Source organism: Pseudomonas cremoricolorata DSM 17059 = NBRC 16634 (genome assembly GCF_000425745.1).
Lineage (GTDB): Bacteria > Pseudomonadota > Gammaproteobacteria > Pseudomonadales > Pseudomonadaceae > Aquipseudomonas > Aquipseudomonas cremoricolorata.
In genome coordinates this window covers 1-23,596 of the sequence record NZ_AUEA01000001.1, presented here as the reverse complement: position 1 = coordinate 23,596, position 23,596 = coordinate 1, and the positions used below count along the sequence as shown (strand labels likewise).

18 protein-coding genes and 1 pseudogene are annotated in these 23,596 nt (G+C 65.2%); 12 read left to right on the top strand and 7 right to left on the bottom strand.

Going from position 1 to position 23,596, the window contains the following annotated elements; genetic code table 11:
- Positions 1-48 precede the first annotated feature (48 nt).
- Complete coding sequence (cls, locus tag H618_RS0100100; RefSeq protein WP_028693112.1) at positions 49-1,488, top strand: cardiolipin synthase; 1,440 nt, start codon at positions 49-51, stop codon at positions 1,486-1,488.
- 3 nt (positions 1,489-1,491) lie between these two features.
- On the opposite strand, the gene cfaB is transcribed toward cls, so the two are convergent.
- The gene (gene cfaB / locus H618_RS0100095; RefSeq protein WP_028693111.1) at positions 1,492-2,676 is read right to left on the bottom strand and encodes a C17 cyclopropane fatty acid synthase CfaB; all 1,185 of its coding nucleotides are present in this window, start codon (positions 2,674-2,676) and stop codon (positions 1,492-1,494) included.
- A gap of 476 nt (positions 2,677-3,152) precedes the next feature.
- Here cfaB and wecB point away from each other — a divergent pair, with 476 nt between their 5' ends.
- The 11 genes and pseudogenes from wecB to H618_RS0100040 all read left to right on the top strand — a co-directional run bounded on the left by wecB (position 3,153) and on the right by H618_RS0100040 (position 18,567).
- Positions 3,153-4,322, top strand: a complete 1,170-nt coding sequence (gene wecB, locus H618_RS21035) for a non-hydrolyzing UDP-N-acetylglucosamine 2-epimerase (protein WP_050577167.1) — start codon at positions 3,153-3,155, stop codon at positions 4,320-4,322.
- Between the two features lie 239 nt (positions 4,323-4,561).
- Positions 4,562-6,757 (top strand): cellulose biosynthesis cyclic di-GMP-binding regulatory protein BcsB, encoded by a 2,196-nt coding sequence (locus H618_RS21030; RefSeq protein ID WP_050577166.1) that lies wholly within the window; start codon positions 4,562-4,564, stop codon positions 6,755-6,757.
- A 3-nt stretch (positions 6,758-6,760) separates the two neighbouring features.
- A pseudogene (locus H618_RS0100080) lies at positions 6,761-8,410 on the top strand (glycosyl transferase family protein); the annotation flags it as partial.
- 80 nt (positions 8,411-8,490) lie between these two features.
- Entirely contained in the window at positions 8,491-11,322 is a 2,832-nt protein-coding gene (locus tag H618_RS0100075) for an NfrA family protein (RefSeq protein WP_028693109.1), read from the top strand.
- A gap of 23 nt (positions 11,323-11,345) precedes the next feature.
- Entirely contained in the window at positions 11,346-12,341 is a 996-nt protein-coding gene (locus tag H618_RS0100070) for an alginate O-acetyltransferase AlgX-related protein (RefSeq protein ID WP_028693108.1), read from the top strand.
- A gap of 3 nt (positions 12,342-12,344) precedes the next feature.
- Positions 12,345-13,457, top strand: coding sequence for an alginate O-acetyltransferase AlgX-related protein (locus H618_RS0100065; protein WP_028693107.1), 1,113 nt, complete (start codon positions 12,345-12,347; stop codon positions 13,455-13,457).
- Entirely contained in the window at positions 13,447-15,024 is a 1,578-nt protein-coding gene (locus H618_RS0100060) for an MBOAT family O-acyltransferase (protein WP_028693106.1), read from the top strand. The genes H618_RS0100065 and H618_RS0100060 overlap by 11 nt, the downstream gene beginning before the upstream one ends.
- Positions 15,025-15,042: 18 nt before the next feature.
- Positions 15,043-15,276 (top strand): acyl carrier protein, encoded by a 234-nt coding sequence (locus tag H618_RS0100055; protein WP_028693105.1) that lies wholly within the window; start codon positions 15,043-15,045, stop codon positions 15,274-15,276.
- 29 nt (positions 15,277-15,305) lie between these two features.
- Complete coding sequence (locus tag H618_RS0100050) at positions 15,306-16,778, top strand: AMP-binding protein (protein ID WP_028693104.1); 1,473 nt, start codon at positions 15,306-15,308, stop codon at positions 16,776-16,778.
- Positions 16,775-17,434: an alginate O-acetyltransferase AlgF gene (locus H618_RS0100045; protein ID WP_028693103.1), complete on the top strand. Its 660-nt coding sequence runs from the start codon at positions 16,775-16,777 to the stop codon at positions 17,432-17,434. The genes H618_RS0100050 and H618_RS0100045 overlap by 4 nt, the downstream gene beginning before the upstream one ends.
- A gap of 5 nt (positions 17,435-17,439) precedes the next feature.
- Positions 17,440-18,567: an acyl-CoA dehydrogenase family protein gene (locus H618_RS0100040; protein WP_028693102.1), complete on the top strand. Its 1,128-nt coding sequence runs from the start codon at positions 17,440-17,442 to the stop codon at positions 18,565-18,567.
- 12 nt (positions 18,568-18,579) lie between these two features.
- On the opposite strand, the gene H618_RS0100035 is transcribed toward H618_RS0100040, so the two are convergent.
- From H618_RS0100035 to H618_RS22670, 6 genes are all read right to left on the bottom strand, one after another.
- Positions 18,580-19,605, bottom strand: a complete 1,026-nt coding sequence (locus H618_RS0100035; protein ID WP_081673669.1) for a DUF4434 domain-containing protein — start codon at positions 19,603-19,605, stop codon at positions 18,580-18,582.
- A gap of 73 nt (positions 19,606-19,678) precedes the next feature.
- The gene (hcnC, locus tag H618_RS0100030; RefSeq protein WP_028693100.1) at positions 19,679-20,917 is read right to left on the bottom strand and encodes a cyanide-forming glycine dehydrogenase subunit HcnC; all 1,239 of its coding nucleotides are present in this window, start codon (positions 20,915-20,917) and stop codon (positions 19,679-19,681) included.
- A 2-nt stretch (positions 20,918-20,919) separates the two neighbouring features.
- Positions 20,920-22,314, bottom strand: coding sequence for a cyanide-forming glycine dehydrogenase subunit HcnB (gene hcnB / locus H618_RS0100025; RefSeq protein WP_028693099.1), 1,395 nt, complete (start codon positions 22,312-22,314; stop codon positions 20,920-20,922).
- Positions 22,311-22,616, bottom strand: a complete 306-nt coding sequence (locus H618_RS0100020) for a (2Fe-2S)-binding protein (protein ID WP_028693098.1) — start codon at positions 22,614-22,616, stop codon at positions 22,311-22,313. Before H618_RS0100020 ends, hcnB begins: the two co-directional genes overlap by 4 nt.
- Positions 22,617-22,807: 191 nt before the next feature.
- Positions 22,808-23,224: a hypothetical protein gene (locus H618_RS0100015; RefSeq protein ID WP_028693097.1), complete on the bottom strand. Its 417-nt coding sequence runs from the start codon at positions 23,222-23,224 to the stop codon at positions 22,808-22,810.
- A 74-nt stretch (positions 23,225-23,298) separates the two neighbouring features.
- Complete coding sequence (locus tag H618_RS22670; protein WP_154660602.1) at positions 23,299-23,451, bottom strand: hypothetical protein; 153 nt, start codon at positions 23,449-23,451, stop codon at positions 23,299-23,301.
- Between the last annotated feature and the right edge of the window lie 145 nt (positions 23,452-23,596).

Here is a 23,596-nt window from a genome sequence, read left to right as displayed (position 1 = left end):
CGCGGAACGTGGTCTGTTAGCCATCTGCCCTCGGAATGCAGGATGCACATGGACTACCACAGCCCGTATTTCTTCGGTTATCTACTCGGCGTGATTCACACGCTGGGCATCATCGCTGCGCTGCATGCGCTGTTTACCGTACGCACCGCACAGGGCGCAATCGCATGGGCGATGTCGCTGCTGTTCATTCCCTACCTCACCTTGATCCCCTACCTGGTCTTCGGGGCGCGCTCGTTCTCGGCCTATATAAAGGCCCGCCGTCAGGCCAACCGGGAAATGCACGTGGCCATGGCCGACCTGAACTGGCGGCCGTGGGTCGAAGAGGCGCTCGCAGCCCGTGAGTCGAGCAGCTACAAAGCCCTGCGCGCCATGCCCAAGCTGGGCAGAACACCGTGCCTGGCGAACAACCAAGTGCAGCTGTTGATCAACGGCAAGGCGACGTTCGAGGCGATCTTCCAGGCCATCGAAGCGGCCCAAGACACGGTGCTGATCCAGTTCTTCATCATCCACGACGACATCATCGGCAAAGAGATGCAGCAACTGCTGCTGCGCAAGGCCGCTGCCGGGGTGCGTATCTTCGTGCTCTACGACCAGGTCGGTAGCCATGCCCTGCCCGCCCGCTACAGCCAGACCCTGCGTGACGGCGGCGTGGCCATCCAAGCGTTCACCACCCGCCGCGGCTGGTTCAACCGCTTCCAGGTGAATTTCCGCAACCACCGTAAGATCGTCGTGGTCGACGGCCAAGTGGGCTTTCTCGGCGGGCTCAACGTCGGCGACGAATACCTGGGCGGCAACCCGCGCCTGTCGCCCTGGCGCGATACGCATCTACAGGTCAGCGGGCCTGTGCTGGCCTGCCTGCAGGAATCGTTTGCCGAAGACTGGTACTGGGCGACCCGCACCCTGCCGCCGCTGATCCTGCAAGACAGCTACCCTGATGACGGTGTGCTGTGCCAGGTGCTCGCCAGCGGCCCGGCCGACCCACAGGAAACCTGCGCGCTGTTCTTCCTCGAAGCGATCCACTCGGCGACCCACCGTATCTGGATTACCAGCCCCTATTTCATTCCTGACGAAGCGGTATTTGCCGCTCTGCGCCTGGCGGTACTGCGCGGCGTCGATGTCCGCGTGTTGATTCCGGCCCGCCCCGACCACCGCGTGGTGTACGCAGCCACTACCCTGTTCGCCTTCGAAGCGGTGCGCGCCGGCGTGCGGATGTTCCGTTACCAGCCCGGCTTCGTGCATCAGAAAGTGGTGTTGGTGGACGACGAGGTCAGCGCCATTGGCAGCGCCAACCTGGACAACCGCTCGTTCCGCCTGAACTTCGAAGTGATGCTGCTGACCATCGACCGCGCCTTTGCCGATGAGGTCGAGCATATGTTGCTGGATGACTTCAGCCATGCCCGGGAAATCAGCCCCGAGGAAAGCCACGACACGCACCACCTGCAAAAGCTGGGGATGCGTGTCGCGCGGCTGATTTCGCCGATTCTGTGAGGCTTAACGGTACAGGTCGTCGCGAGTCCACGGCAGGTCGTGACGGCCATCGGCATAGGGTTTGACCGCCAGCACCTGGTGCAGGTTGATCCAGCCACGGCTGAAGGCGTAGGCGCAGCCGGCCAGGTATAGGCGCCAGATGCGCAAGGTCTGCTCCGGCACCAGCGCGGCGGCGCGATGCAGCTGGTTCTCGAGGTTCTGGCTCCACAGGCTCAGGGTGCGCGCGTAGTGCAGGCGCAGGCTCTCGACATCCACCACTTCCAGCCCGCTTTCACACACCGCAGCGGTAATCATCGACAGATGTGGCAACTCGCCATTAGGGAAGACATAACGGTCGATGAACGCACCAGCGCCCTTGCCCACCGGCCGGCCATCGACGGCCTTGGCGGTGATGCCGTGGTTCATCACCAGCCCGCCTTCACGAACCGCAGCGAACAGCGTCTGGCAATAAAGTGGCAGATTGGCATGACCGACATGCTCGAACATGCCGACGCTGACCACCTTGTCGAAACGGCCATCCTGCGGCAGGTCGCGATAGTCGAGAATCTGCAATTGCACCTGGTCGCTCAGCCCCTGCTCGTCGACGCGCTGACGCGCCAGGGCCAGCTGCTCTTTGCTCAGGGTGATGCCGAACACCTTGGCGCCGTATTCCCGCGCAGCGAAACGGGCCAGGCCGCCCCAGCCGCAGCCCACATCGAGCAAATAGTCACCGGCCTGCAAACGCAGCTTGCGGCACAGGTGGTCGAACTTGTTCGACTGCGCCTCGTCGAGGGTGTCGTCCGGTTCGCGGAAGTAGGCGCAGGAATAGGCCATGTCACGGTCCAGCCAAAGCTGATAGAAGGCGTTGGACACGTCGTAGTGGTAGGCGATGGACTGCGCGTCGGTCTGTTTATCGTGCGCCACGCGCTGTGGCGAGGCGTCCTGACCGGGCGGCAGCAAGGCCTCACTGAGCTGATCGCAGACGCGCACGGCCTCGCCGATATCCCCTTCCAGCTCAAGTGTGCCGTCGACGAAGGCTGACCCCAGCTGATCGAGGCTGGGGTGGGCCAGTTGAGTGACCACCTGAGGCTCCTTGATCACGATAGTGACCTGCGGGTCAGGCCCAAGATCGAACTGATTGCCATCCCACAGCTTCACGCGAAGCGGCAGGTGTAAACGCTGCAAAGCAGGTGGAAGTTGCCCAAGCATGAAAGACCCCTCCGACGAATGGAAAGACGACTGGAAAGCGAACTACGCCCCGCATTCAAGATAGTTGATGGTGCGCACAATGGCCGCACTCAGCGCCCGTCAATAGCGCGATGAACGGCGCGCCAGCGCATCCCCCTGAAAGCGCCATTCGCATGAATGAATAACCGCCTGATTATTCAAACAAACACTTATTTGAAAGTTGTCCAGGAAGACAGTTTCAAGTCATCAGCGGCTGCGCCGATATCCCTAAGGGAAGAGCTTGGCTGAACGAATATCAAAGTAAATAATCGTTACAGCAAGGTGTTCTAAGAGCGCCGCTGATGTCGCCTCATAGAACCGCGCGCAGTCACCGGATGCAGGGTTTAACACATTCATTTGACTGACTTACTTATGTTTCCAGGGAACCCTCACACGATAATGGCAGTCCGGTATCATTCGACTACTCTGAGCCTCAGCTGATTGTGGAATAGCACGCTATGAAGATTCTGATTCTGTTCGGCACCCGCCCGGAAGCCATCAAGATGGCGCCGCTGGTGAAAGTGCTGGAAACCACCGAAGGTGTCGAAAGCATCGTCTGCAGCACCGGCCAGCACCGGCAGATGCTCGATCAGGTTCTGCAACTGTTCGATATCCAGGTCGACCATGATCTGGATGTGATGGTCGCCGGGCAGACCCTCAACGGTCTGTTCAGCCGCCTGATGGGGCGCCTCGATAGCCTGCTCGAAGACGTGCGCCCGGACTGCGTGCTGGTGCACGGCGACACCACAACCGCCGCCGCCTGCGCGCTGGCCGCGTTCCACCGGCGCATCCCCATCGGTCACGTCGAAGCGGGCCTGCGCACCGGTGATCTGTCGCAGCCATTCCCCGAAGAAATGAGCCGCCGCGTGGTCGATGTCATGGGCCGCTGGCTGTTCGCCCCGACCATCACTTCCCGCACCAACCTGCTGCGCGAGAACCTCCAGGGCGAGATCTACGTCACCGGCAACACGGTGATCGACGCTCTCGACCTGATCGTACAGAAGCTCGAGCGCGAGCCGGCGCTGGGGCTCTCGTTCGCCGCGCGCTACCCCTGGCTGGACGATGGCCGTCGGCTGATTCTGGTCACCGGCCACCGCCGCGAGAACTTCGGCGATGGCTTCAGGCAGATCTGCCAGGCCCTGGCGGAACTCGGCCAGCGCGACGACGTGCAGATCGTCTATCCGGTGCACCTCAACCCAAGCGTGCGCGAGGTGGTGCTGAGCATGCTCAGCGACCAGCACAACGTGCACCTGATCGACCCGCTCGACTACCTGGAGTTCGTCTGGTTCATGCAGCGCGCCTACCTGGTGCTGACCGACTCGGGCGGCGTGCAGGAAGAGGCCCCGCATCTAGGCAAGCCGGTACTGGTGATGCGCAACACCACCGAGCGCCCCGAAGCGGTGACTTCGGGCACGGTGAAGTTGGTCGGTACCGACAGCGCGACTATCGTTCAGGCCGTGCAGTTAATGCTCGACGACGAAACGCTGTATGCGCAGATGGCGCGCAGTGTGAATCCCTATGGCGATGGCAAAGCCAGCGAACGAATTGCCGATGCTTTATTAGGGCGAGAGTTCAATCCGTTTCAGCAGGAAATCATCAGCCTGAAAAGTCATAATAATGACGCATAACTTTTGACAACGCTTGATTAATCAAGAGGCCACCAATTAATTGACGATTCCACTTTGATACTGGAGAATGCCGAATTAATAGGGTTCCAGGCGTGTAGACGAGGCGTGTATTCAATACACGCGCTCGCCAGCGCTGATGCCGCTAGTTAAGTAAAAGTTACACACCCTAGTCGCCGTCAGCGCTTGCGTTTCATGCTTGTGACAGCTGCCTCTGCCACCAGACATCCAAGGACCTGAAGTTGAGCCACACGCCCAGTCGTTTCCAGTTAGCCATTCTTGGCACGGTACTCCTTGCCTCGCCATTCGCCTGGGCAAACCCGCCTGCCAGTTCACCGCTCAGCAGTGCCTTGCAGACGCTGGCAGGCGAAGACTGGGTGTCGCGCAGCATCTCGCTCAAAGATCTGGGCATCGCCAATCCGATCGTGCTCGACCAGGCAGACAACCGTCAGTCGTTCTTCCTGCCGGTGCCACGAACGGTGGCGATCAGCGATGCGCAGCTGGAGCTCAACGGTCAGTTCATCCGCGGTGAAGAACTGCCGGCCACGTTCCGCGTCGGCCTGGACGGTCAGCCGCGCATCGCCGAACGCGTCACCCGTGGCGAAGGCGATGTCAATCGCAAGCTGCCGGTCGACACCGGCCAGCACATGAGCGGCTTCGTGCGCCTGTCGGTGGACTGGAGCTCGCCGGTTTCCGAAGAGTTCTGCAGCCCGCCACGGCCGACCGCGAACATCCTCACCCTGTCGCCGCAGACCCGCCTGACCTACCGCTTCTCGCTGGCATCGCTCAAGACCCTGTCGGACGCCTGGAGCATTCTGCCGGCCGACCCGGTGATTCTGGTTGCCGCCGGCCCACTGGCCCGCGAAAGCTTCGACAGCGCCTGGCGCGTGGGTGTAGCGCTCGAGCGCAATGCGCGCCGTTCCAAAGTGCAGGCGCTGCCGCAGGTGGGTGACAAGGTCAACCTGCCGAACCTCGAGATTCCTGCAGCCCTGAGCAACGTGCCGGCCTTCGCCGCCCTGCGCAGCGGTTCCGAGCACACCTTGGCCAACGCTGCCGAGCTGGGTGCACTGCTGATGCTCGACACCCCGGCCACCCGCGCCGACCTGGCGATTGCCGACAGCGAACTGGTCAAGCAGCTCAATGCCGCGTTCGACGCGTTGGGCCAACAGCTGAACAACGATCCGGCCGCCGCTGCCGTGCTGCAGCAATGGCGTAAACAGCGCGCCAGCCTGGCCAATGCCCCGCTCGCCAGCCAGCAGGTGCAATTGCTCAGCCTCGGTCGTCAGGCGCTGATCGGCGTCGCCGCCGACGCCGGTGCCAAGGCTGCGGGTGTGTTCGACCCGCAGTGGCGCAACGTGCTGGTCTCGCCCACCGCCGAAGTCAAGGAAGCCGACACCGCACTGCGCAACGCCCACGACCACCTGCGCCTGAGCACCTTGGGCGGTGATTTCGGCGTGTTCGACGTGGTCAGCCGCGGCGAATGGACCGCCACCTTCCCGCTCAGCGCGGTGTCGGTCAACGGTCGCATGCCGGGCGAGTTCAACCTGGATGTCGCCGCCGCACCGGGCGCCTCGATCACCAAACCAGTGGCCTCGATCATCTGGAACAACGTGCTGCTCAACGCCGCCCAGCTGGATGCCGATGGCACCCGCGAGCGCCTCAGTGCACGCATTCCCGGCTACGCCCTGGGCGTGACCAACACCGTGCAAGTGCGCTTCCAGCGCCAGCCGGTGTCGCCGAACTGCGCCGAGGTGCCGCAGGCCTACCCGGTCAACGTGCTGCCCAGCAGCTACCTGACCTCGGCCAAGGCCGAGCCCGATGGCACCTTCCTCGGTCTGCTGCCATTGCTGGCCGGTAGCCCGCAGGTGATCGTCGATGCCAAGGCCCTGAACAACCCGGTCGCGCCACTGGGCAAGCTGATCCGCCTGGCCAATGCCGCCGCGCTGTCGCCGCTCAAGGCCGAACTGGTGCTGCATGAAGGCGATGGCGAGGTTTCGCCGAACCAGGCGTTCCTGGCGATGGATGTGAAAGTGGCTGGCGCCAAGCCGATTCTCGGCGTCGCCGAGGTCGAGCGCCTGCAAGCCCAGGGCAACGATCGCCTGGCCCTCGACCTGCAAGGCCCGCAACCGCTGGGCACGCTGTCGGTGGTCGATTCCGGTGCCCAGCACGGCATCCTCTGGAGCACCTTGGGCAACCCGCAGATGGTGCCTGCCGAACCCTTCCTGCTGACCAAGGGCAATGCCGTGGTGATCGGCGAGCAAGGCCCGCTGACCTGGGTCGATACCACCGATCCTGAGCTGGACCTGACCGGCACCCCGTTCCATCAGTGGCGCAAGCAGCTGGTGTGGGCGCTGCCGACACTGGCCGGTATCGTCCTGGCGCTGTTGCTGCTCGGCATCCTTGCGCGCCGCATGCGCAACAAGAACAAAGGCCACTGAGTCGTGTCCTCGCTCTATTGGCCGTACCTGCTGGCGGACTATTACCGGATCCTGGAGATGTTCACGGCGGTGGTCGGGATTCTGATCCTGGTCTCCAGCCTCGACGACTTGTTCATCGACCTTTGGTACTGGACCCGCCAGGCCTACCGCAAACTGCTCATCCGTCGTAAGCGCTACCAGGCGCTGACGGTCGAGCAGTTGCTGGCCAAGCCGGAGCAACCGCTGGCGATCATGATTCCCGCCTGGCTCGAATACGACGTGATCGCGCCGATGCTGGAAAACATGGTCGGCTCGCTGGACTACAAGAACTACTACATTTTCGTCGGCACCTACTGCAACGACCAGCGCACCATCGACGAAGTCGAGCGCATGCGTCGGCGCTACAAGCAGCTGATTCGCGTCGAAGTGCCCCACGGCGGCCCGACCTGCAAGGCCGACTGCCTGAACTGGATCATCCAGGCGATCTTCGCCCAGGATGCGCGCATGCCCGAGCCCTTCGCCGGGATGATCCTGCACGACAGCGAAGACGTGCTGCACCGGCTGGAGCTGCACTACTTCAACTACCTGCTGCCGCGCATCGACTTCATCCAGTTGCCGGTGACCTCGCTGGAGCGTGACTGGTACGAATTGGTCGCCGGCACCTACATGGACGAGTTCGCCGAATGGCACACCAAGGACCTGGTGGTGCGTGAAAGCCTGTCGCGCATGGTGCCTTCGGCCGGCGTCGGCACCTGCTTCTCGCGCAGGGCCATGCTCGAGCTGTCGGCTGAAACCAACAACCAGCCGTTCAACACCGACACCCTCACCGAGGACTACGACATCGGTGCGCGCCTGGCGCGGCGCGGCATGAAGCAGATCTTCGGCAAGTTTCCGGTCGACTACGTGGCCAAGCGAAGCACTTGGTTCGGCCATGGCCGCGACAAGATGATCGCCATCCGCATGCCGCTCGGCGTGCGTGAATACTTCCCCGACACCTTCCGCACCGCCTACCGGCAGAAAGCCCGATGGACCCTGGGCATCGGCTTGCAGGGCTGGAGCCAGGTGGGCTGGGAAGGTTCGCTGGCGACCAAGTACCTGCTGTTCCGCGACCGCAAGGGCCTGATCACCTCGTTCATCGCCATCCTGGCCTATGTGCTGCTGGCCCAGCATCTGTTCTTCCTGGCCATCGGCATCTCGGGGTACTGGTCGACCTTCTTCCCCTCCACCTTCCGCCCCAACAGCTGGCTGCTCGACCTGATGTGGGTGAACACCTTCGCCCTCAGCCTGCGCATCATCCAGCGCGCCTATTTCGTCGGCAACATGTATGGCTGGGAACACGCCCTGCTGTCCGGGCCGCGGATGATCATCGGCAACTTCATCAACGCCATGGCCGCCGCCCGCGCCTGGCGCCTGTACCTGGGCTACCTGTTCCTCAACAAGCCGCTGGTGTGGGACAAGACCATGCACGACTTCCCTTCCGCCGATCAGTTGCACCAGCAACGGATGCGTCTGGGCGAGCTGCTGGTGTCGTGGCGCGCCATCGACGAGAACACCCTGGCCCAGGCGCTCAAGGCCCAGGCCGAAGAACACAAGCCGCTCGGGCAGATTCTGCTGGAGAACGGCTATCTGGATGCCGATACCTTGAATGAGGCGATCCTGTTCCAGCAGGAAGTCAGCGAGCCGGCACCCGGCTCGCCGGAAGCTGCCAAGCACGCTGATGCCACCGTCAACCCGGAACAGGTCACCGCCAAGCCATGAATTTCGCCCGTACCACCTCGCTGTTCCTGGGGGCCTGGCTGAGCTGCGCGGCGGTGTCTTCGTTCGCCGCCGAGGAAGTGCCGCTGGAAGGCGTGGCCTGGGGCGAAGCCAGCCGCGCCTACAGCAACTATGAAGCGGGCTGCTACCGCGAAGCGGTGCAGCATGCCGACGGCGCGTTGAAGTTTCGTCCCGACGTCGTGCGTCTGCACCTGCTGAAGATCTATGCCCTGGAAAAGCTCGGCCAGCGCGCTCAGGCCCGTCAGGCGGCGCAAGCGGCGATCAAGCAAGGCCTGCGCGACCCGGCGCTGCAAAGGGCGGTGGTCAACCTGCAACCGACCGCACCGGTACGCCGCAGCGCCAGCGGCGCCGCGGCCAGCGCACCGACTACCTCGGCCGTCTACCGCCGCGGTTTCCCGATTGCCACCAAGGCCTATGCCGCCTACAACGCCGACGCCTTCCAGGAGGCCGAACGCGGCGCCGAACAGGCGTTTCGCATCGACCCCACGCAAGGCGCCTGGGCGATGCTCTGGCTTGACTCGCTGGAAGCCCAGCAGCGCTGGGCCGATGCTGCCCAGGCGGTAGACACCGCGATCAAGCTCGGCGCGCCCAACGCCAACGACCTGCAAGCGCGGCGCCAGACCCTCAACCGGCGCATGGCCATCCGCCCGGCAGAACAGGCCTATCAGGCGCTGATCGCCAACCGCCCGGGCGATGCCGTGCCGCTGGCCCGGGAAGCCACGCGCCTGGCGCCGGACATCGCCAGCCACCGCCTGCTGCTGGTTACTTCGTTACTGCTGGACAACCAGCCGGCCGCCGCCGAACAAGCCGCCGACCAAGCCTTGCAGGACGATGACGAAAGCACCGTGATGCTGGTCATGCGCGGCTATCTGCGCCAGTTCCAGGGCAAGACCCAGGCCGCGCAAAGCGATTTCGACGCGGCCCTGGCCCAGGACTGGCTCGACGAAGAACAACTGCGCAACGTGCGCCTGATCGCCATCGATGCGGCTCTGGCCAGTGGCGACAAGGCCCGTGCCCAGGCCCTGCTGGCACCGATGGACAAGACCGACGACGCAGTCATGCGCCGGCAGAAAACCCTCGATGAGGGCCGTACCCCCGCAGCCCCGCTGACACTGGCCAGCTACCCTTCGCCAAGCCAGTCGTGCCAGGACACGCCCTACGGCACCCAGTGCGAACTGCTGCCCGCCGACACCAACGGCGCCACCGGCCCTGCCGGCGAAGCCTACGCCGCCTATGGCCGCCAGGACTTCCAGGAAGCCATCGACAAGGCCCGCCTGGCGGTCGACCAAGAGCCGGACAACGTCAACTTCCAGCGCCTGCTGACCACCGCGCTGGCCGCAGGCACCGACGCCCAGGCGGCCGAAGCCGAGCAGCGCATGAGCGATGCCATCGCCCGCACCCCAAGCGATGCCGACCTGCTGATGCAGCGCGGCTACCTGCGCATGCGCATGCGTGAGCCGGCCCGCGCCCGGGAAGACTTCCGCGCCGCCCAGGACACCGGCAAGGCGCCGAAGACCGTCGCCCTCGACGAGGCGTACGCGCTGTCGGCCATGGGCGAAAATCCGGCTGCCGTGCGTCAGCTCAAGGGCGTGATCGACAAGGACGATGCCGGCGAGCTGAAACTCGACCCGCAGCAGCGCTACAACACGCGCAACGCCATCACCGGGCTGGACCGCGAATGGGGCGCGACGCTGTCGCTCGGCTACCGCGGCGCACGGCCCAGCACTTCGGTGTCCGGCGCCGGCCTGAGCACCGCAGGCGATGCGGTGTTCAGCACCGCCGAGGCGTACTGGCGGCCCTCCGAGCTGAACAACCAGAACGGCATGCTGGAAGTCTATGGGCGGCTGACCAACACGCTGTACGACAGCGGCGGCAAGCTGGAGTCGGACGGCTTCATCGACCCGTGCTCGCGGGCCTTCACCGCCAACGCGCGCACCACCGAGTCCAGTTCGGTCACCGGCTTCCCCAGCACCATCGGTTCGCTGGGTGTGCGCTATATGCTCTCTGACACCGGCTTCACCTTTGGCCTCGAGCGGCGCTTCTTCATTGGTTCGGCGACGCGCGAGGGGACGGCGTTTCCGTCGTCGAGGACCGACCAGTGCTCGATTCAGCAGGCGATTCAGCAACAGAACGCCGAGATCAACCGACAAGATCCCAACGCGCCGCAAATCAACGGCCTGCTCACCCGCTACAAACTCGGCGGCAGTGCCGGCGGTTGGCTGGCCTACACCACCTACGGCTTCTACCACGGCACCGAACGGCGCATGGACGTGCCGAGCTGGTTCACCACCGAGGCCTATTCGCAGTTGGGCTATTCGCTGGAAAACAACTCGGCCAAGTACACGCTGTACGACGTCGATAGCAACGGCAAGGCCAGCCGTGAGCTGATGCAGGCCAATGGCAGCCTGCGCCGCGAGCAGCTGTTCCTCAGCAACGAGATTCGCATCGGTCGCAGTTACCGCATCGACGCCATCTCGCCGAACCTGGTGGCGTTCCCGCACATCGTTGGCGCCGCCGACTGGATCTGGCAGAAAGACCAGGCCACTGGCCTCAAAGTCAGCAGCGGCGCAGAGAATTTCCCAGCGCTTGCGGCCGGTCTGCCGGACAAGAACCTGTCCCTGACCAATGATGCCCGGTCGTGGTCGATGGGCGTCGGCCCCGGCCTCAACCTGCGCTACTGGTTCCGCGAGGACCACTACCACACGCCACGCTCCTACCTCGATTGGTCCATGCAGTACCGCCTGCCGATTGGCGGCGGCGCAACCGAACGAGCCAAGGGCCTATTCATGAACCTGACGCTGTCGTACTGACCAGCGCCATGCCGAGGTACACCATGACTTTCTCGCCTCTGTTCGCACCCGTTGCCAAACGCCTGAGCACCGCCCTGCTGGCGGCCACCCTGGGCCTGGGCGCCAGCGCCGCGCTGGCCGACGATTCCTCGATCATCCTGCGCGGCAGCGATGGCTGGCTGTTCCCCGGTTGGGGCAGCCTCACCGAGGTCGACAGCCGTGGCATCAACGATTCCACCGCGCTGATCAAGGACGCCCAGCAAGCCCTGGCCGCCCGCGGCATCAAGCTGCAAGTGCTGGTGCTGCCCGACAAGACCCGCTTCTACCCCGACAAACTGCCCGCCGGCAAAAGCCTGAGCCCGGCCGTGCAGCAGCGCTACAAGACCATCCTCAGCAGCCTGCGCCAGGCGGGCATCAGCGCCATCGACGACGAACAGGTGCTGCGCCAGCTCAAGGACAAAGGCACCGACGTGTTCTACCGCACCGACCAGCACTGGACGCAACCGGCAGCCGATGCCACCGCCGTCGCCACGGCTGAACAAGTGCGCCGCGATGTACCGACCCTAAAAGGCAACGCCGGCAGCGGCATGGCCCTGGGCAGCGAGTTCAAGGAGCGCCGTTTCGGTGACCTGGCCGAACGTTTCCTGACCCCCGACCAGCGCAAGGAAACCGGTCGCGAGACCTTCACCGTGCGCCGTCAGGTCGCCGCCGACAGCCTGCTCGGCGACACCCCGGCGCCGCTGCACGTGACCGGCCACAGCATGGTGCAGCCGTACTTCGGCTTCCCGCAGAAGCTGTCCAACAGCCTAGACCGTCCGGTGTCGGTGAACTGGAAGCCGGGCAACGTCGGCCAGTGGATCATGCTGCTCGAGTACCTGGAGTCGGCCGACTTCAAGCGCAACCCGCCGCAGGTGCTGGTCTGGCAGATGTTCGAACCGACCTACGCGCAAGGTCCGCAGGCCAGCGGCCTGTGGGACAACGCCTCGATCATGAGCCCTGACGTCTGGCGCCAACGCCTGCGTGCTGCCGTCGGAAAGTGAACCATGGCTGAAAAAGGCTCATCTGAGTCGCCCACTCACCGCGGCTATACCACCGCGGTGATCGCGTTACTGGTGTTCGCGCAGGTCTGCGGGCTGTGGATGCTGTTCACCAGCAAGCTCGACACCGCGCAGTTGCGCCCCGCCGCCTGGTTCGATGGTGAAGCCGGCAAAGCCATGGGCGATGCCTTGCAGCCCAGCCTGCAGAACGACGCCGACACGCTCAGCGCCGCGCTGCGCTATCGGCTGCTCGGTGACCTTGGCGCCCAAGTGGTGCAGGGTTGCCCTGGCTGGCTGTTCTACCGCGATGGCCTACGCGCGCAGCCCGGCGTGCACGGCGCCTTCGAGGCGCGCGTGGCGCTGATGAAGCACTGGTCGGCGCAACTGCGCGAGCAAGGCGTGCAGTTGCTGGTGGTCACCGTGCCGGACAAATCCCGGGTGGAAACCCAGGCCCTGTGCGGGCTGCAGCAAACTGCCCAGATGCAGGCGCGGCTCGGGCAATGGCAAGCGATCCTGACGCAACAGGGCGTGCACCACGTCGACCTCAGCTCGGCCCTGGGCGAGCAGGCGTTTTTCCGCACCGACGTGCACATGAACACCCGCGGCGCGCAGCGCGCGGCCGATGCCGTGGCGCGTGGCGCCCTGGCGCTGCTGCCGGGCAAGGGCGAGCAACGCTTCAGCAGCGTGCTGGCCGATGCCGAGCAGCCGCGCATGGGCGACATGATCGTCCTCGCCGGCCTGGAGCACGCCCCCGCCAGCTGGCGCCCGGCGCTGGACCAGGAACGCGAAGAACAACTGCGCGCCGAGGCCTCGGGTGGCCTGCTGGATGACACGCCACCGGTACAGGTGCTGCTTGCCGGCAGCTCCAATGGCCGGCGCAGCGGCTTCGCCGAGCGGTTGGGGCGTGACCTAGGCCAGCAGGTGTGGAACCAGAGCCGCGATGGCGGGCAGTTCTGCGGCGCCTTTCTCGCCGCCCTGGGCGAGCGAGCGCGCTGGCCCGGCAGCCTGAAACTGGTGATCTGGGAATTCTCCGAGAGCGCACTGTCGCTCCCCTTGACCGCCGATGAACGCACCGCGCTGGCGGCGTTACCTGAAGGACAGGCACCCGATGCTCTTTAACTCCTACCTGTTCCTCTGCCTGTTCCTGCCGCTGACCCTGGCCGTGCATTACCTGGTCGCCGCGCGCAGCCCGCGCGGCGCGGCGTTCTGGCTGTGCGCGACGTCGATCATCTTCTACGGCTGGTGGAACCCGCAGTTCGTCCTGCTGCTGCTCGGCTCGATCGCCTTCAACTACCTGGTGAGCCTGGCGATTCTTGCCTGTGCCGGGCGCTCGCGCCTGCAACTGCTGGTGACCAGCCTGGGCGTGATCGCCGACCTGGCGCTGCTGTTCCACTACAAGTATTTCGTCACCCTGGTGAACTTCGCCCACGACTGGGGCCTGGCCGGCACCCGCCTGGACGACATCATCCTGCCGCTGGGCATCTCGTTCTTCACCTTCACCCAGATCGGCTTTCTGCTCGACTGCCGCGCCGGCATCGTCAAGGAACGCAGCCTGCTCAGCTACGTGCTGTTCGTGACCTTCTTCCCGCACCTCATTGCCGGGCCGATCCTGCATCACAAAGAGATGATGCCGCAGTTCGCCGACCCCAAGACCTACCGCTTCCGCGCAGAAAACCTCAGCGTCGGCGCCATGCTGTTCGTCATCGGTCTGGCCAAGAAGGTGCTGCTGGCCGACCCCATCGCGCCGTATGCCGACGCCGGTTTCGCCACCCCCGGCACCCTGGGTTTCTGGGCCTCGTGGGGCACCGGTACCGCCTATGCGCTGCAGCTGTACTTCGACTTTTCCGGCTATTCGGACATGGCCCTGGGCCTGGCGAAGATGTTCGGCGTGCGCTTCCCGCTCAACTTCAACTCGCCATACAAGGCCAGCAACATCATCGAGTTCTGGAGTCGCTGGCACATGACCCTGACCCGCTACCTGACCGCCTACCTGTATTACCCGGTGGCCATGGCGGTGTCGGAATGGCGCGCCAGGCGCGGCCTGCCCATCGGCACCCAGGGCACCTCCACGCTGGGCGGCTTCGCCGCGGCGATCATCCTGCCCACCACCTTCACCATGGGCTTGGCCGGAATCTGGCACGGCGCCGGCCTGCAATTTCTGATCTTCGGCCTGCTGCACGCAGGCTACCTGTCGATCAACCACGCCTGGCGCATCTTCGTGGTCGGGCGCAAGGTCGGGCAGATTCAGCCCGGGCGTTTGAAGCTGATCGGCTGCGTGCTGCTGACCTTCGCCGCGGTGATCGTCGCGCAAGCGTTCTTCCGCGCCGAATCGACCTCTGATGCCGTGCTGCTGGTCGAAGGCATGTTCGGCCTGCGCGGCTTCGACGCGTTGCCAGACGTCGTGTATCCCGCCGGGATCGCCCTCGGCGATGGCTGGCGCCTGCTGATCGGCCGCCACCTCGAGGGGCTGCATATTCTGGCGGTGCTGGCGGTGGCTTGGTTCTTGCCCAACTCCCAGCAGATAATGGGCGGCTTTTCGCCATCACTGGCCAAGGCCCGCCTCGATGGCCCGGCGCTGCTGCGCTGGAAACCCAACGCGGCGTGGCTGCTGGTCATGCTGGTGCTACTCGCGCTGTGCCTGATGAACCTGCACAAGGAAGCGCGCTTCCTGTATTTCCAATTCTGACGCCCTGGAGCGACCCCGATGAGCGACGCAACCCTCAAGCAACAACTGGCCACCATCATCGAAGGGGTCATCGGCACCCCGGTCGAACACGACGACCTGCTCATCGAATCCGGCCTGGTCGATTCGATGACCGCAGTGGACATCGTGCTGGCGGTGAAGAACGAATTCGGCTGCAAGGTGCCGCCGACCGAGATCGACGAGCACCTGGAGTCGGTCGACGCCTTGGCGCTGTTCGTTGAGAACAATCGCTGAGCCGTTCGGCTGGCTGAGGAGCGCGACCGATGCATTTCGATTTCCAGCAGTGCCAGTTCGCAGGCACAGAGCACGCAGCCGACGCCCCTGCCCTGCGTGACAGCCAGCGCGTGCTGCACTGGGCCGGCCTTGCGCAAGCCGTCGAGGCCTGGTGCGCCCGCGCCGTAACGCAGGGCATCGCGCCGGGCACGGCGTTGGTGCTCAGCGGCCACAAGCAGATCGAATTCGTCGTCGCCATGCTCGGCTGCCTGCGCCTGGGCGTGACCTACGTGCCGGTCGACAGCATCAACCCGCCGCCGCGCCTGCAACGCATCATCGAACTGGTCGACGCCGGGCACTGCTACGACGCCGAGCAGGATGATTTTCGTGCCACCCAGGCCGCCGCCGTGCCGCTCAAGGAGGCCGGCCTGGCCTACATCATGTTCACCTCCGGCAGCACCGGTGACCCAAAAGGCGTGCAGATCGGCCGCGACAGCGTGGCGCTGTTCGCCGGCTGGATTCGCGACTGCCTGGCGTTGGGCGAAGCGCCGTGCTTCATGAACCAGATGCTGTTCAGTTTCGATTTCTCGCTCTTCGACCTGTGCGGCGCTCTGGCGCTGGGCGGGCAATGCGTGCTGTGCCCGCGCGAGGTGATCGCCGACCCTGAACAGTTCGTCGGCTACCTGGCCGACAGCCGGGTCAACGTCTGGGCCTCGACACCGTCGTTCGTGCGCCAGCAACTGCTCAACGATGACTTCAACGCCCAGCACCTGCCGGCGCTGAACGCCTTCGTGTTCGGCGCCGAATCGCTCACGGGCGCGTTGGCCAACCAGCTGTGGCAGCGCTTCCCCACGGCGCGGATCATCAACTCCTACGGCCCCACCGAGGCCACCTGCTCGACCACCTGGATCGAAATCTTCCCGCCGCTGGAAGGCTCGACCCAGCCGCTGTCGATTGGCCGCGCCAAGCCTTACGCCGAGCTGTTCCTCGAGGACGGTGAGCTGTGCATCGCGGGCGACCACGTCATGCGCGGCTACCTAAACCGTCCCGACCTGAGTGCTGCCGTGCTGTTCGAGCACCACGGCAAGCGCGCCTACCGCAGTGGCGACCTGGCCGAGATCGACGAACAGGGCCGGGTATTCTTCCACGGCCGGCGCGACGATCAGATCAAACTGCATGGCTATCGCATCGAGCTGGGCGAAGTGGATGCCAAGCTGGCCGCCCTGCCCGGCGTCGGCCAGGCGGCGGCGATCGTTCTGCGCCGCCCGGATGGCACGGCGCTGCGCATGGTCGGCTTCGTCGAAACCCACGGCCACCTGCCCAGGGAAACCCTCGGCGCGCTGCCCGAGGGCCTGGGTGACTGGAAGCAACGGCTCGCCGCCAGCGTGCCGGCGTATATGATTCCCTCGGAACTGCTGGCCTGCGGCGGCTTTCCTACGACTGCGTCAGACAAAGTCGACCGCAAGCGTCTGGCAGCGCTGTATCAACAGGCCCGCTCGAAAAAGCCCAAGGAAGCCCAATGACTATTCGTGCTGTGATGGCCGGCGTCTCGCTGCTGGTCGCTGCTGTATCTGCTCCCGTGTTCGCCGAGGGCCGCCTTGCCCAGCTGTACGCGCCGCGCGCGCCCGAAGGCTCGGCGTTCATTCGCGTGCTGCAAGCCGGCGAGAAGCCGCTGAGCGTGCAGGTCGGGCGTAACCCGCCGCAGAAACTCGAAGCCGGTACCCGCGCCAGTGCCTACAACGTGGTGGAAAGCGGCAAGTCGGTGGAACTGCGTATCGGCGACGCCGTGGTCGGCAGCCTCAACCCGCCAGCCGGCAGCTACCAGAGCGTGCTGCTGGACAACGGCAAGCTGGTGGTGCTGAACGATCAGAGCGCCGGCGACGACGCGCTCAAGGCCGAGCTGCGTTTCTATAACCTGGTCAGCGATTGCCCGACTGCCGCCCTGGCGGTCGAGAATGGCCCGGCGTTGTTCACCGACGTGGCCGTCAACACCAGCCAGGCCCGCGCCATCAACCCGGTCAAGGCCAGCCTGAGCGCCAGTTGCGTCACGGCCAAGAGCCAGGCTCTGGAGCTGCCGCCGCTGCAACCGGGCGATCACTACGCCCTGTTCCTCACCGGCAGCGCCAGCCAGCCGACCCTGCACGGTGAACTCAGCCGCACCGCACCTTTCACTCGGTGAACCCCATGCGTTCGATCTTCCGCGACGACCACCTGCAGTTCCGTGACCAGGTACAGCGCTTCATCAGCGAGCGCATCCTGCCGCACTACGCCGAGTGGGAGCGCGACGGCATCACGCCGAAATCACTGTGGACCGACGCCGGCGCCCAGGGCCTGCTGTGCGCCGGGCTGCCCGAGCCGTATGGCGCGGGCGGTGATTTCGCCCACTCGGTGGTGGTGATCGAAGAACTGGCCCGGGCCAACTGCCTGGGCATCGGTTTTTCGATCCATTCCGACATGGTCGCGCCGTACCTTTACCACCTCGGCACCCCGGCGCAGAAAGACCGCTGGCTGCCAGCCATGGCCGCCGGCGAGCTGATCGGCGCCATCGCCATGACCGAACCCGGTGCCGGCAGCGACCTCAAGGCGATCCGATGCCGCGCCCGCCGCGAGGGCGAGCATTACGTGCTCAACGGGCAGAAAACCTTCATCACCAATGGCGTCAACGCCGGCCTGATCATCGTTGCGGCCAGCACCGACCCCGACCTCGGCGCCATGGGCATCTCGCTGTTCTGTGTCGAGGCAGACACGCCGGGCCTGAGCAAAGGCCCGGCCATGGCCAAGGTCGGCCAGCATGCGCAGGACACCTGCGAGCTATTCTTCGACGAGCTGCGCATTCCTGCCGAATGCCGGCTGGGCGAAGAGAACGCCGGCTTCGAATACATGGGCCGCGAGCTTGCCCGCGAACGCCTGGCCATCGCCCTGCGCGGCGCGGCCCATGCCGAAGGCATGCTCGCAGAGACCCTGACCTACACCCGTGGGCGCAAAGTGTTCGGCAAACGCATCATCGATCACCAACACAACCGCTTCCTGCTTGCCGATGCCTCGGCGCAACTGACCATGCTGCGGGTGTTCCTCGACCACTGCGTGCAGCAGTTGCTGGAAGACACCCTCGACCCGGTAGTGGCCGCCATGGCCAAGCTCAACGCCACCGAGCTGCAAGGCAAGATTCTCGACCAACTGCTGCAATTGCACGGCGGCTACGGCTACAGCAGCGAATACGGCATCGGCCGCGCCTGGGCCGATGCGCGGCCGCTGCGCATCTATGGCGGCAGCAGCGAGATCATGCGGGAAATCATCGGCCGCGACCTGTAAGCCAGGCGCGCTTCAGCGCTTGAGCCACTCCTCACGCAGTCGCCGTGCGCGGGGTTCGTCGCTCAAGGCCCAGGGGTCGAGGGCGAAGGCCACCACCTGCTCGGCGCCGGTGCTGCGCGCCCACTCCAGCTGACGCAGCACCCGCGGATAATCCGCCGAGCGCGCCTTGAATTCACTGCCGTCGTTGTTCTGGGCCGGCAGTTGCTCGAACAATTCCACCACCACCTCGAACGGCGCCCGACGTCGGCGCAGCTCCAGCAGCAGCGGCTCGATGGCCAGCAGGTTGCCCAGCCCGGCCACGCCGACTCCGTCCTGCACCATCGGCAGCAGCGGCACGGCATCCAGCAGCACGCGCCACAGCTGGGTGAGCGAGCCTTGGGTGGGCAGCACACTGAAATAGGTGGAAATCGCCGCATTGCGGTTGCTGTACTGCAGCACGCTGCGCGACATCGCCTGCAACCACTGCGCCAGGCGCTGCTGACGATCATCGGTGGCCCAGTGGTACTGCTCGAGCTCGTAGGGGATGTACCAGCCGGCAAAGGCCCGGTGCTGCGGCCACGGCGCGCTGGCCAGGTACTGGCGGGTGGTCACCAGGCTGCTGTCGAAGAACGCCGCCTGTTCGCCCGGCTCGGCCGACAGCGCCTGCCACCAGGCGTTGTCGAAGGGCAACCCGACCTGCACCTGCATGCCTTCGTCATGGGCGATGTCCAGCACCGTGCGCAGCAGCGACTCAGGAATCATCCAGGCCGCCTCGCCGCCGATCAGCCCGACCCATTGCAGGGTCAGGGTGCGACAGCCCATCTCGGCCATGGCCGCAAGCCGCTCGCGCCACTGCGCGGGCGTCAGATCAGCGTGGCTTTTCCACAGTTGCAGGAAACTGCCTTGCACGCCGACCGGGGGCGTACAGCCCGGCAGCCCGGCAAACAACGGCGCGCAGGCCAGGAAGGAGAGCAGCTGGCGGCGGCGCAAAGGAAAGTGAGAGATGGCGAAATCCTTTTTTATCGTAGGAATCGGGGGCAATCGCTCGAGCTCGGCCATTCTAGCGCCCCGTCATCCAGCACGGCACCCTCGCGCTGTGGATTCGGCCTGCCGGTCGCAGGCCGAACCTGCCTTACGCTGGCACCGCCACCCGCTCGAAGCGACTCGCCAGGAACGGCGCGAGGTCCAGCGGCGTCCGCTCGTTGTGGATAACCTTGTCGAGCAACACCCCGGTAATGGCCGAGGTGAGCATCCCGGTACGGAAGTGTCCACAGGCGTTGAAGTAGCCCGGCATTTCATCCACAGGCCCGAGAATCGGCAGTTCATCGGGCGATCCTGGCCGCAAACCGGCCCAGGTCCGCTTGAGATTGACCCCCGCCAGCTGCGGCATGCAGCGGATCGCGCCCTGCACCAGGCTGGTGATTTCCGGCACCGTGGTGGTCACGTCGAAGCCCTTTTCCTCCGTGGTGCTGCCGATGAGGATTTCGCCGTTGTCCTTCTGCGCCAGGTAGCAATCGCTGGTGGTGATGCAGCCGTCGAGCAGTCTGGGCATGCGCTCGGTGAGCACGATCTGGCCTTTCACCGGGTTGACCGGCAGGCGTGTACCGGTGGCCCATTCACTCAGTTCGGCGGCCCAGGCGCCGGCAGCGTTGATCAGCGTGTCGCAGTGAAAATCCCCGGCCTGTTCGGTGCGCACGCCCTTGATCCGCCCGCCGTGGTGCAGCACCTGGCTGACGCAGGTATTGGGGTACAGATCGACGCCGTTCTGCCGCGCCGCCTCCATGTAGGCATCGCACAAACGGAACGGGCTGAGCTGGTGGTCGCAGAGAAACTCCAGGGCGCCATGGGCCTGCTCGGTAATGGCCGGCTCGGCCTGGCGCAGGGCCTGGCGGTCGAGCCAGCGGATCTGCGCCTGCAAGTGCGGAATGTGGCGCACGATGTGCTCGGCGTAGAGCTGGTCTTCGTCGTCCTGGATCACGTACTTGAGGCCCGTGCGCTCGAACTTGAAGTCCATGCCGTGGCGGGCGATCAGCTCTTCGTGCAGCTGTGGGTACAACGCGTTGGATTGCAGGGCCAGGTCGAAGAAGCACTCGGGCAGGATGTGCGGCGTGCTCGAATCCACCGCTACGGCTGCCCCGTGGGCCTGACGCTTGGCCTGGGACGAGAGCATGCGGAAGAAGATCACCCCGCAGCCCAGCCCCACCGACTCACCGATGGCCCACAGCCCGCCCGCCGAGGCGCGCGTGGCATTGCCGGGGCGTTTGTCGTCGATCAGGGCGATGCGCAGGTTGCCGCGTTTGGACAGTTGATACGCGCAGGACGCGCCGATCACCCCGGCGCCGGCGATGACGATGTCGTAGGTCTTGTTCATGCTCAGGCCTCCGTGCCCAGGTGCTGAAATGCCGAGAAGGGAATCGGCTCGAGCGGAAAGCGCGGGCGCAGCCAGCCGACATCGGCACGCCCGGTGGCGGCGCGCAGGCGGTCGCTGCAATAGCCGACGCACATGCGCCCCTGGCAGTCGCCCATGCTCACCCGCGTGCGCATCTTCAGGCTGGCCATGTCCTCCACGCCTTGCGCCAGGGCCACGTCGATGGCCTCACGCCTGACCTGCTCGCAGCGGCAAATCACCGTATCGGGCTGGGCCAGCTCGATCTGCGCCGGCCCCCGCGCGGTGTAGCGCTCGACCCCGGAGCGGAACCGTGTGATCGCCGCCAGCCGGCCCAGGTAGCGTTCGCGGCGCTCGATGGCCTGCTCGGCATCCAGCACGCCGCGCCGCTGCAGCATCGACACCGCAGCGATACGCCCGGTAAGCATCGCCGCCTCACCCCCACGAATGCCGCCCATGTCGCCGGCCAGGTGAATGTGCGCCAGGCTGCTCTGCTGCCAGACGTTGCAGTCGGCGCGCAGGTAGCCGTCATCACTGAAACCATGGGCCAGGCCCAGTTGCTGGCTGAGCTGGGTACGCGGAATGAAGCCATAGCCCACCGCCAGGGTCTGCGCCGGCTGGCGCTGGACACGGCTCATGTCCGCCTGCCAGTGCGCGTCATACGGCGCCACGCTGACGCCGCTCAGTTCAGCCTCGCCCTGGGCGCTGACCACGCCCCAGCCGTAATGCATGTCGATGCCGTGCAGCTTCATGTAGCCGAGCATGCTCAGGCCATCGAGAAACAGCTGCGGCTTGTTCATCAACGCCAGGCTTTGCCGGGCGATACGGCTGAAGGCGCACGCCTCGTACACCCCCACCACCTTCGCCCCGGCCGCATGCAACTGGCAGGCGACCAAGGGCAGCAACGGCCCGGTGCCGGCGATCAGCGTGCCGCCCAGCGGCTTGACCACGTTGCTCTTGATCTGCAACTGCAACCCGCCCAGTAGCATCACCCCCGGCAGCGTCCAGCCCGGAAACGGCACGTTGCGCTCGTGGCAGCCCGCGGCCAGCAGCAGGTGGCTGTAGTCGAGCGGCTGCAGTTGCTCGTGCTCATCGAGCACCATCAGGCGCTGCGCGTCGCCGCCGACCACCCGGCTGCCCAGGCGCACGTCGACGTGTTCGGCGCAGGCGGCAAAGTCCGTATGCAGCTGCTTGAGCGCCTTGCTGTAGCGCGCCCCCAGATACCCCAGGTCGACCCCCGCACGCAGCGGCCCGCGATACACCACCCCACCCAGGCGCGAGGCCTCGTCGACCAGCACACTGGCCACCCCCGCACCGGCCAGCTCGATGGCCGCCGCCATGCCCGCCGAACCCCCGCCGACGATCACCGGACGCAGGCTCATGACGCCTCCCCGGCAACCACGGCATTGACCTGGGTTTCAATGCGCATGCCCGCCCGCACCACGGTCTGACACGCCCGTCGCTTGGCCCGCCCATCGATCGCCACCAGGCAGCAATGGCACACGCCCATGCCACAGAACGCGCCACTGAGCTGCCCATGATCGTTGCGCGCCACCTGGCGCAGCCCCACTGCATTGAGCACGCTGAGCACGGTTTCACCAGCCGCCGCCGTGACCTGCGTGCCGTTGACCTGCAATGACAGTTGATCCGCCGCGAGTGGCTGGATATCGAGGATTCGTTCCATGAAGGTGCCTGCCTTATCGTCCGAGAGTGAAAAGGCCGGCCAACATAAGTCAGGGGTATGGCAGGAAAGTTGATCTGTGCCGGGCTTGCAGCGGTTAGCGCGCCAGCGCTGACGACCGGTGCACAGAGCAAGCCGCAGCGCTGATCGGGTGTGGGTTCAGCCCGGACAGCGCGGCAGGTAGCGATCGAGTCTTAACGATCGGTCTTGACGCGTCGCTCGACGAACCGATAGTCGGACTGACAGTCGCTCGCAGGCGACGCCTGCGTGTTGACCACCTCGAGCGTGTCGGCGTCGAGCAGCCGGTAGGTGTAGACATCCGGCTTGTCGACCCCGGCAGTGTGCATCACCCAATTGCCCGCTTTGGCGGTCCAGGTGCCCGACTCGGACTGAATGAACTTGGTCTTCTGGGGATCTTGGTAGAACGCGATCTTGAACTGCCCAGCCGCGTCAAAGCTGACGTCCCACGACAACGGCTGGCAGGGCCCCTCGGCATCACGCGTACCCGTCCACTGCCCGACCAACGCTGGGTCGATGTCCGCAGCCGATGCCGCAGTACAGTGCAGGCTGACCAGTAGGAAAGTTGAGGCAAGGTAGGAAAGTCTGTTCATTCGAGCTCCATGCAAGGGTGATCCAAACTGCGCCACGGCCCTTCGGCAGGCACGTGACAGCCTTTGGACGAAGCTCAACGCCCTTGGTTCACGGCCTCCTCGGAAAGGCGCTTGGGCAAGAACCAGAACGCCGTCAGCCCCAAGGTCACAGCGCTCATCACGAAGCCTGGCAACAGCGACAACTGCTGGTCGACAACGCCTCCCTCCTCGCGATCCCGTTTACGCATCTACGCCGACCGTGCCGCGCACGATCTGCTGGCGGTCCTTGTTGTAGTTCCAACCCTCGACACTCCAGCCGTCTTTCTGGTCGTCGCCCTTGCCCACCTGGCTTGGGTCTTGGGTGGTGTCCTTGCCGACGCCGTACGAGCCGCC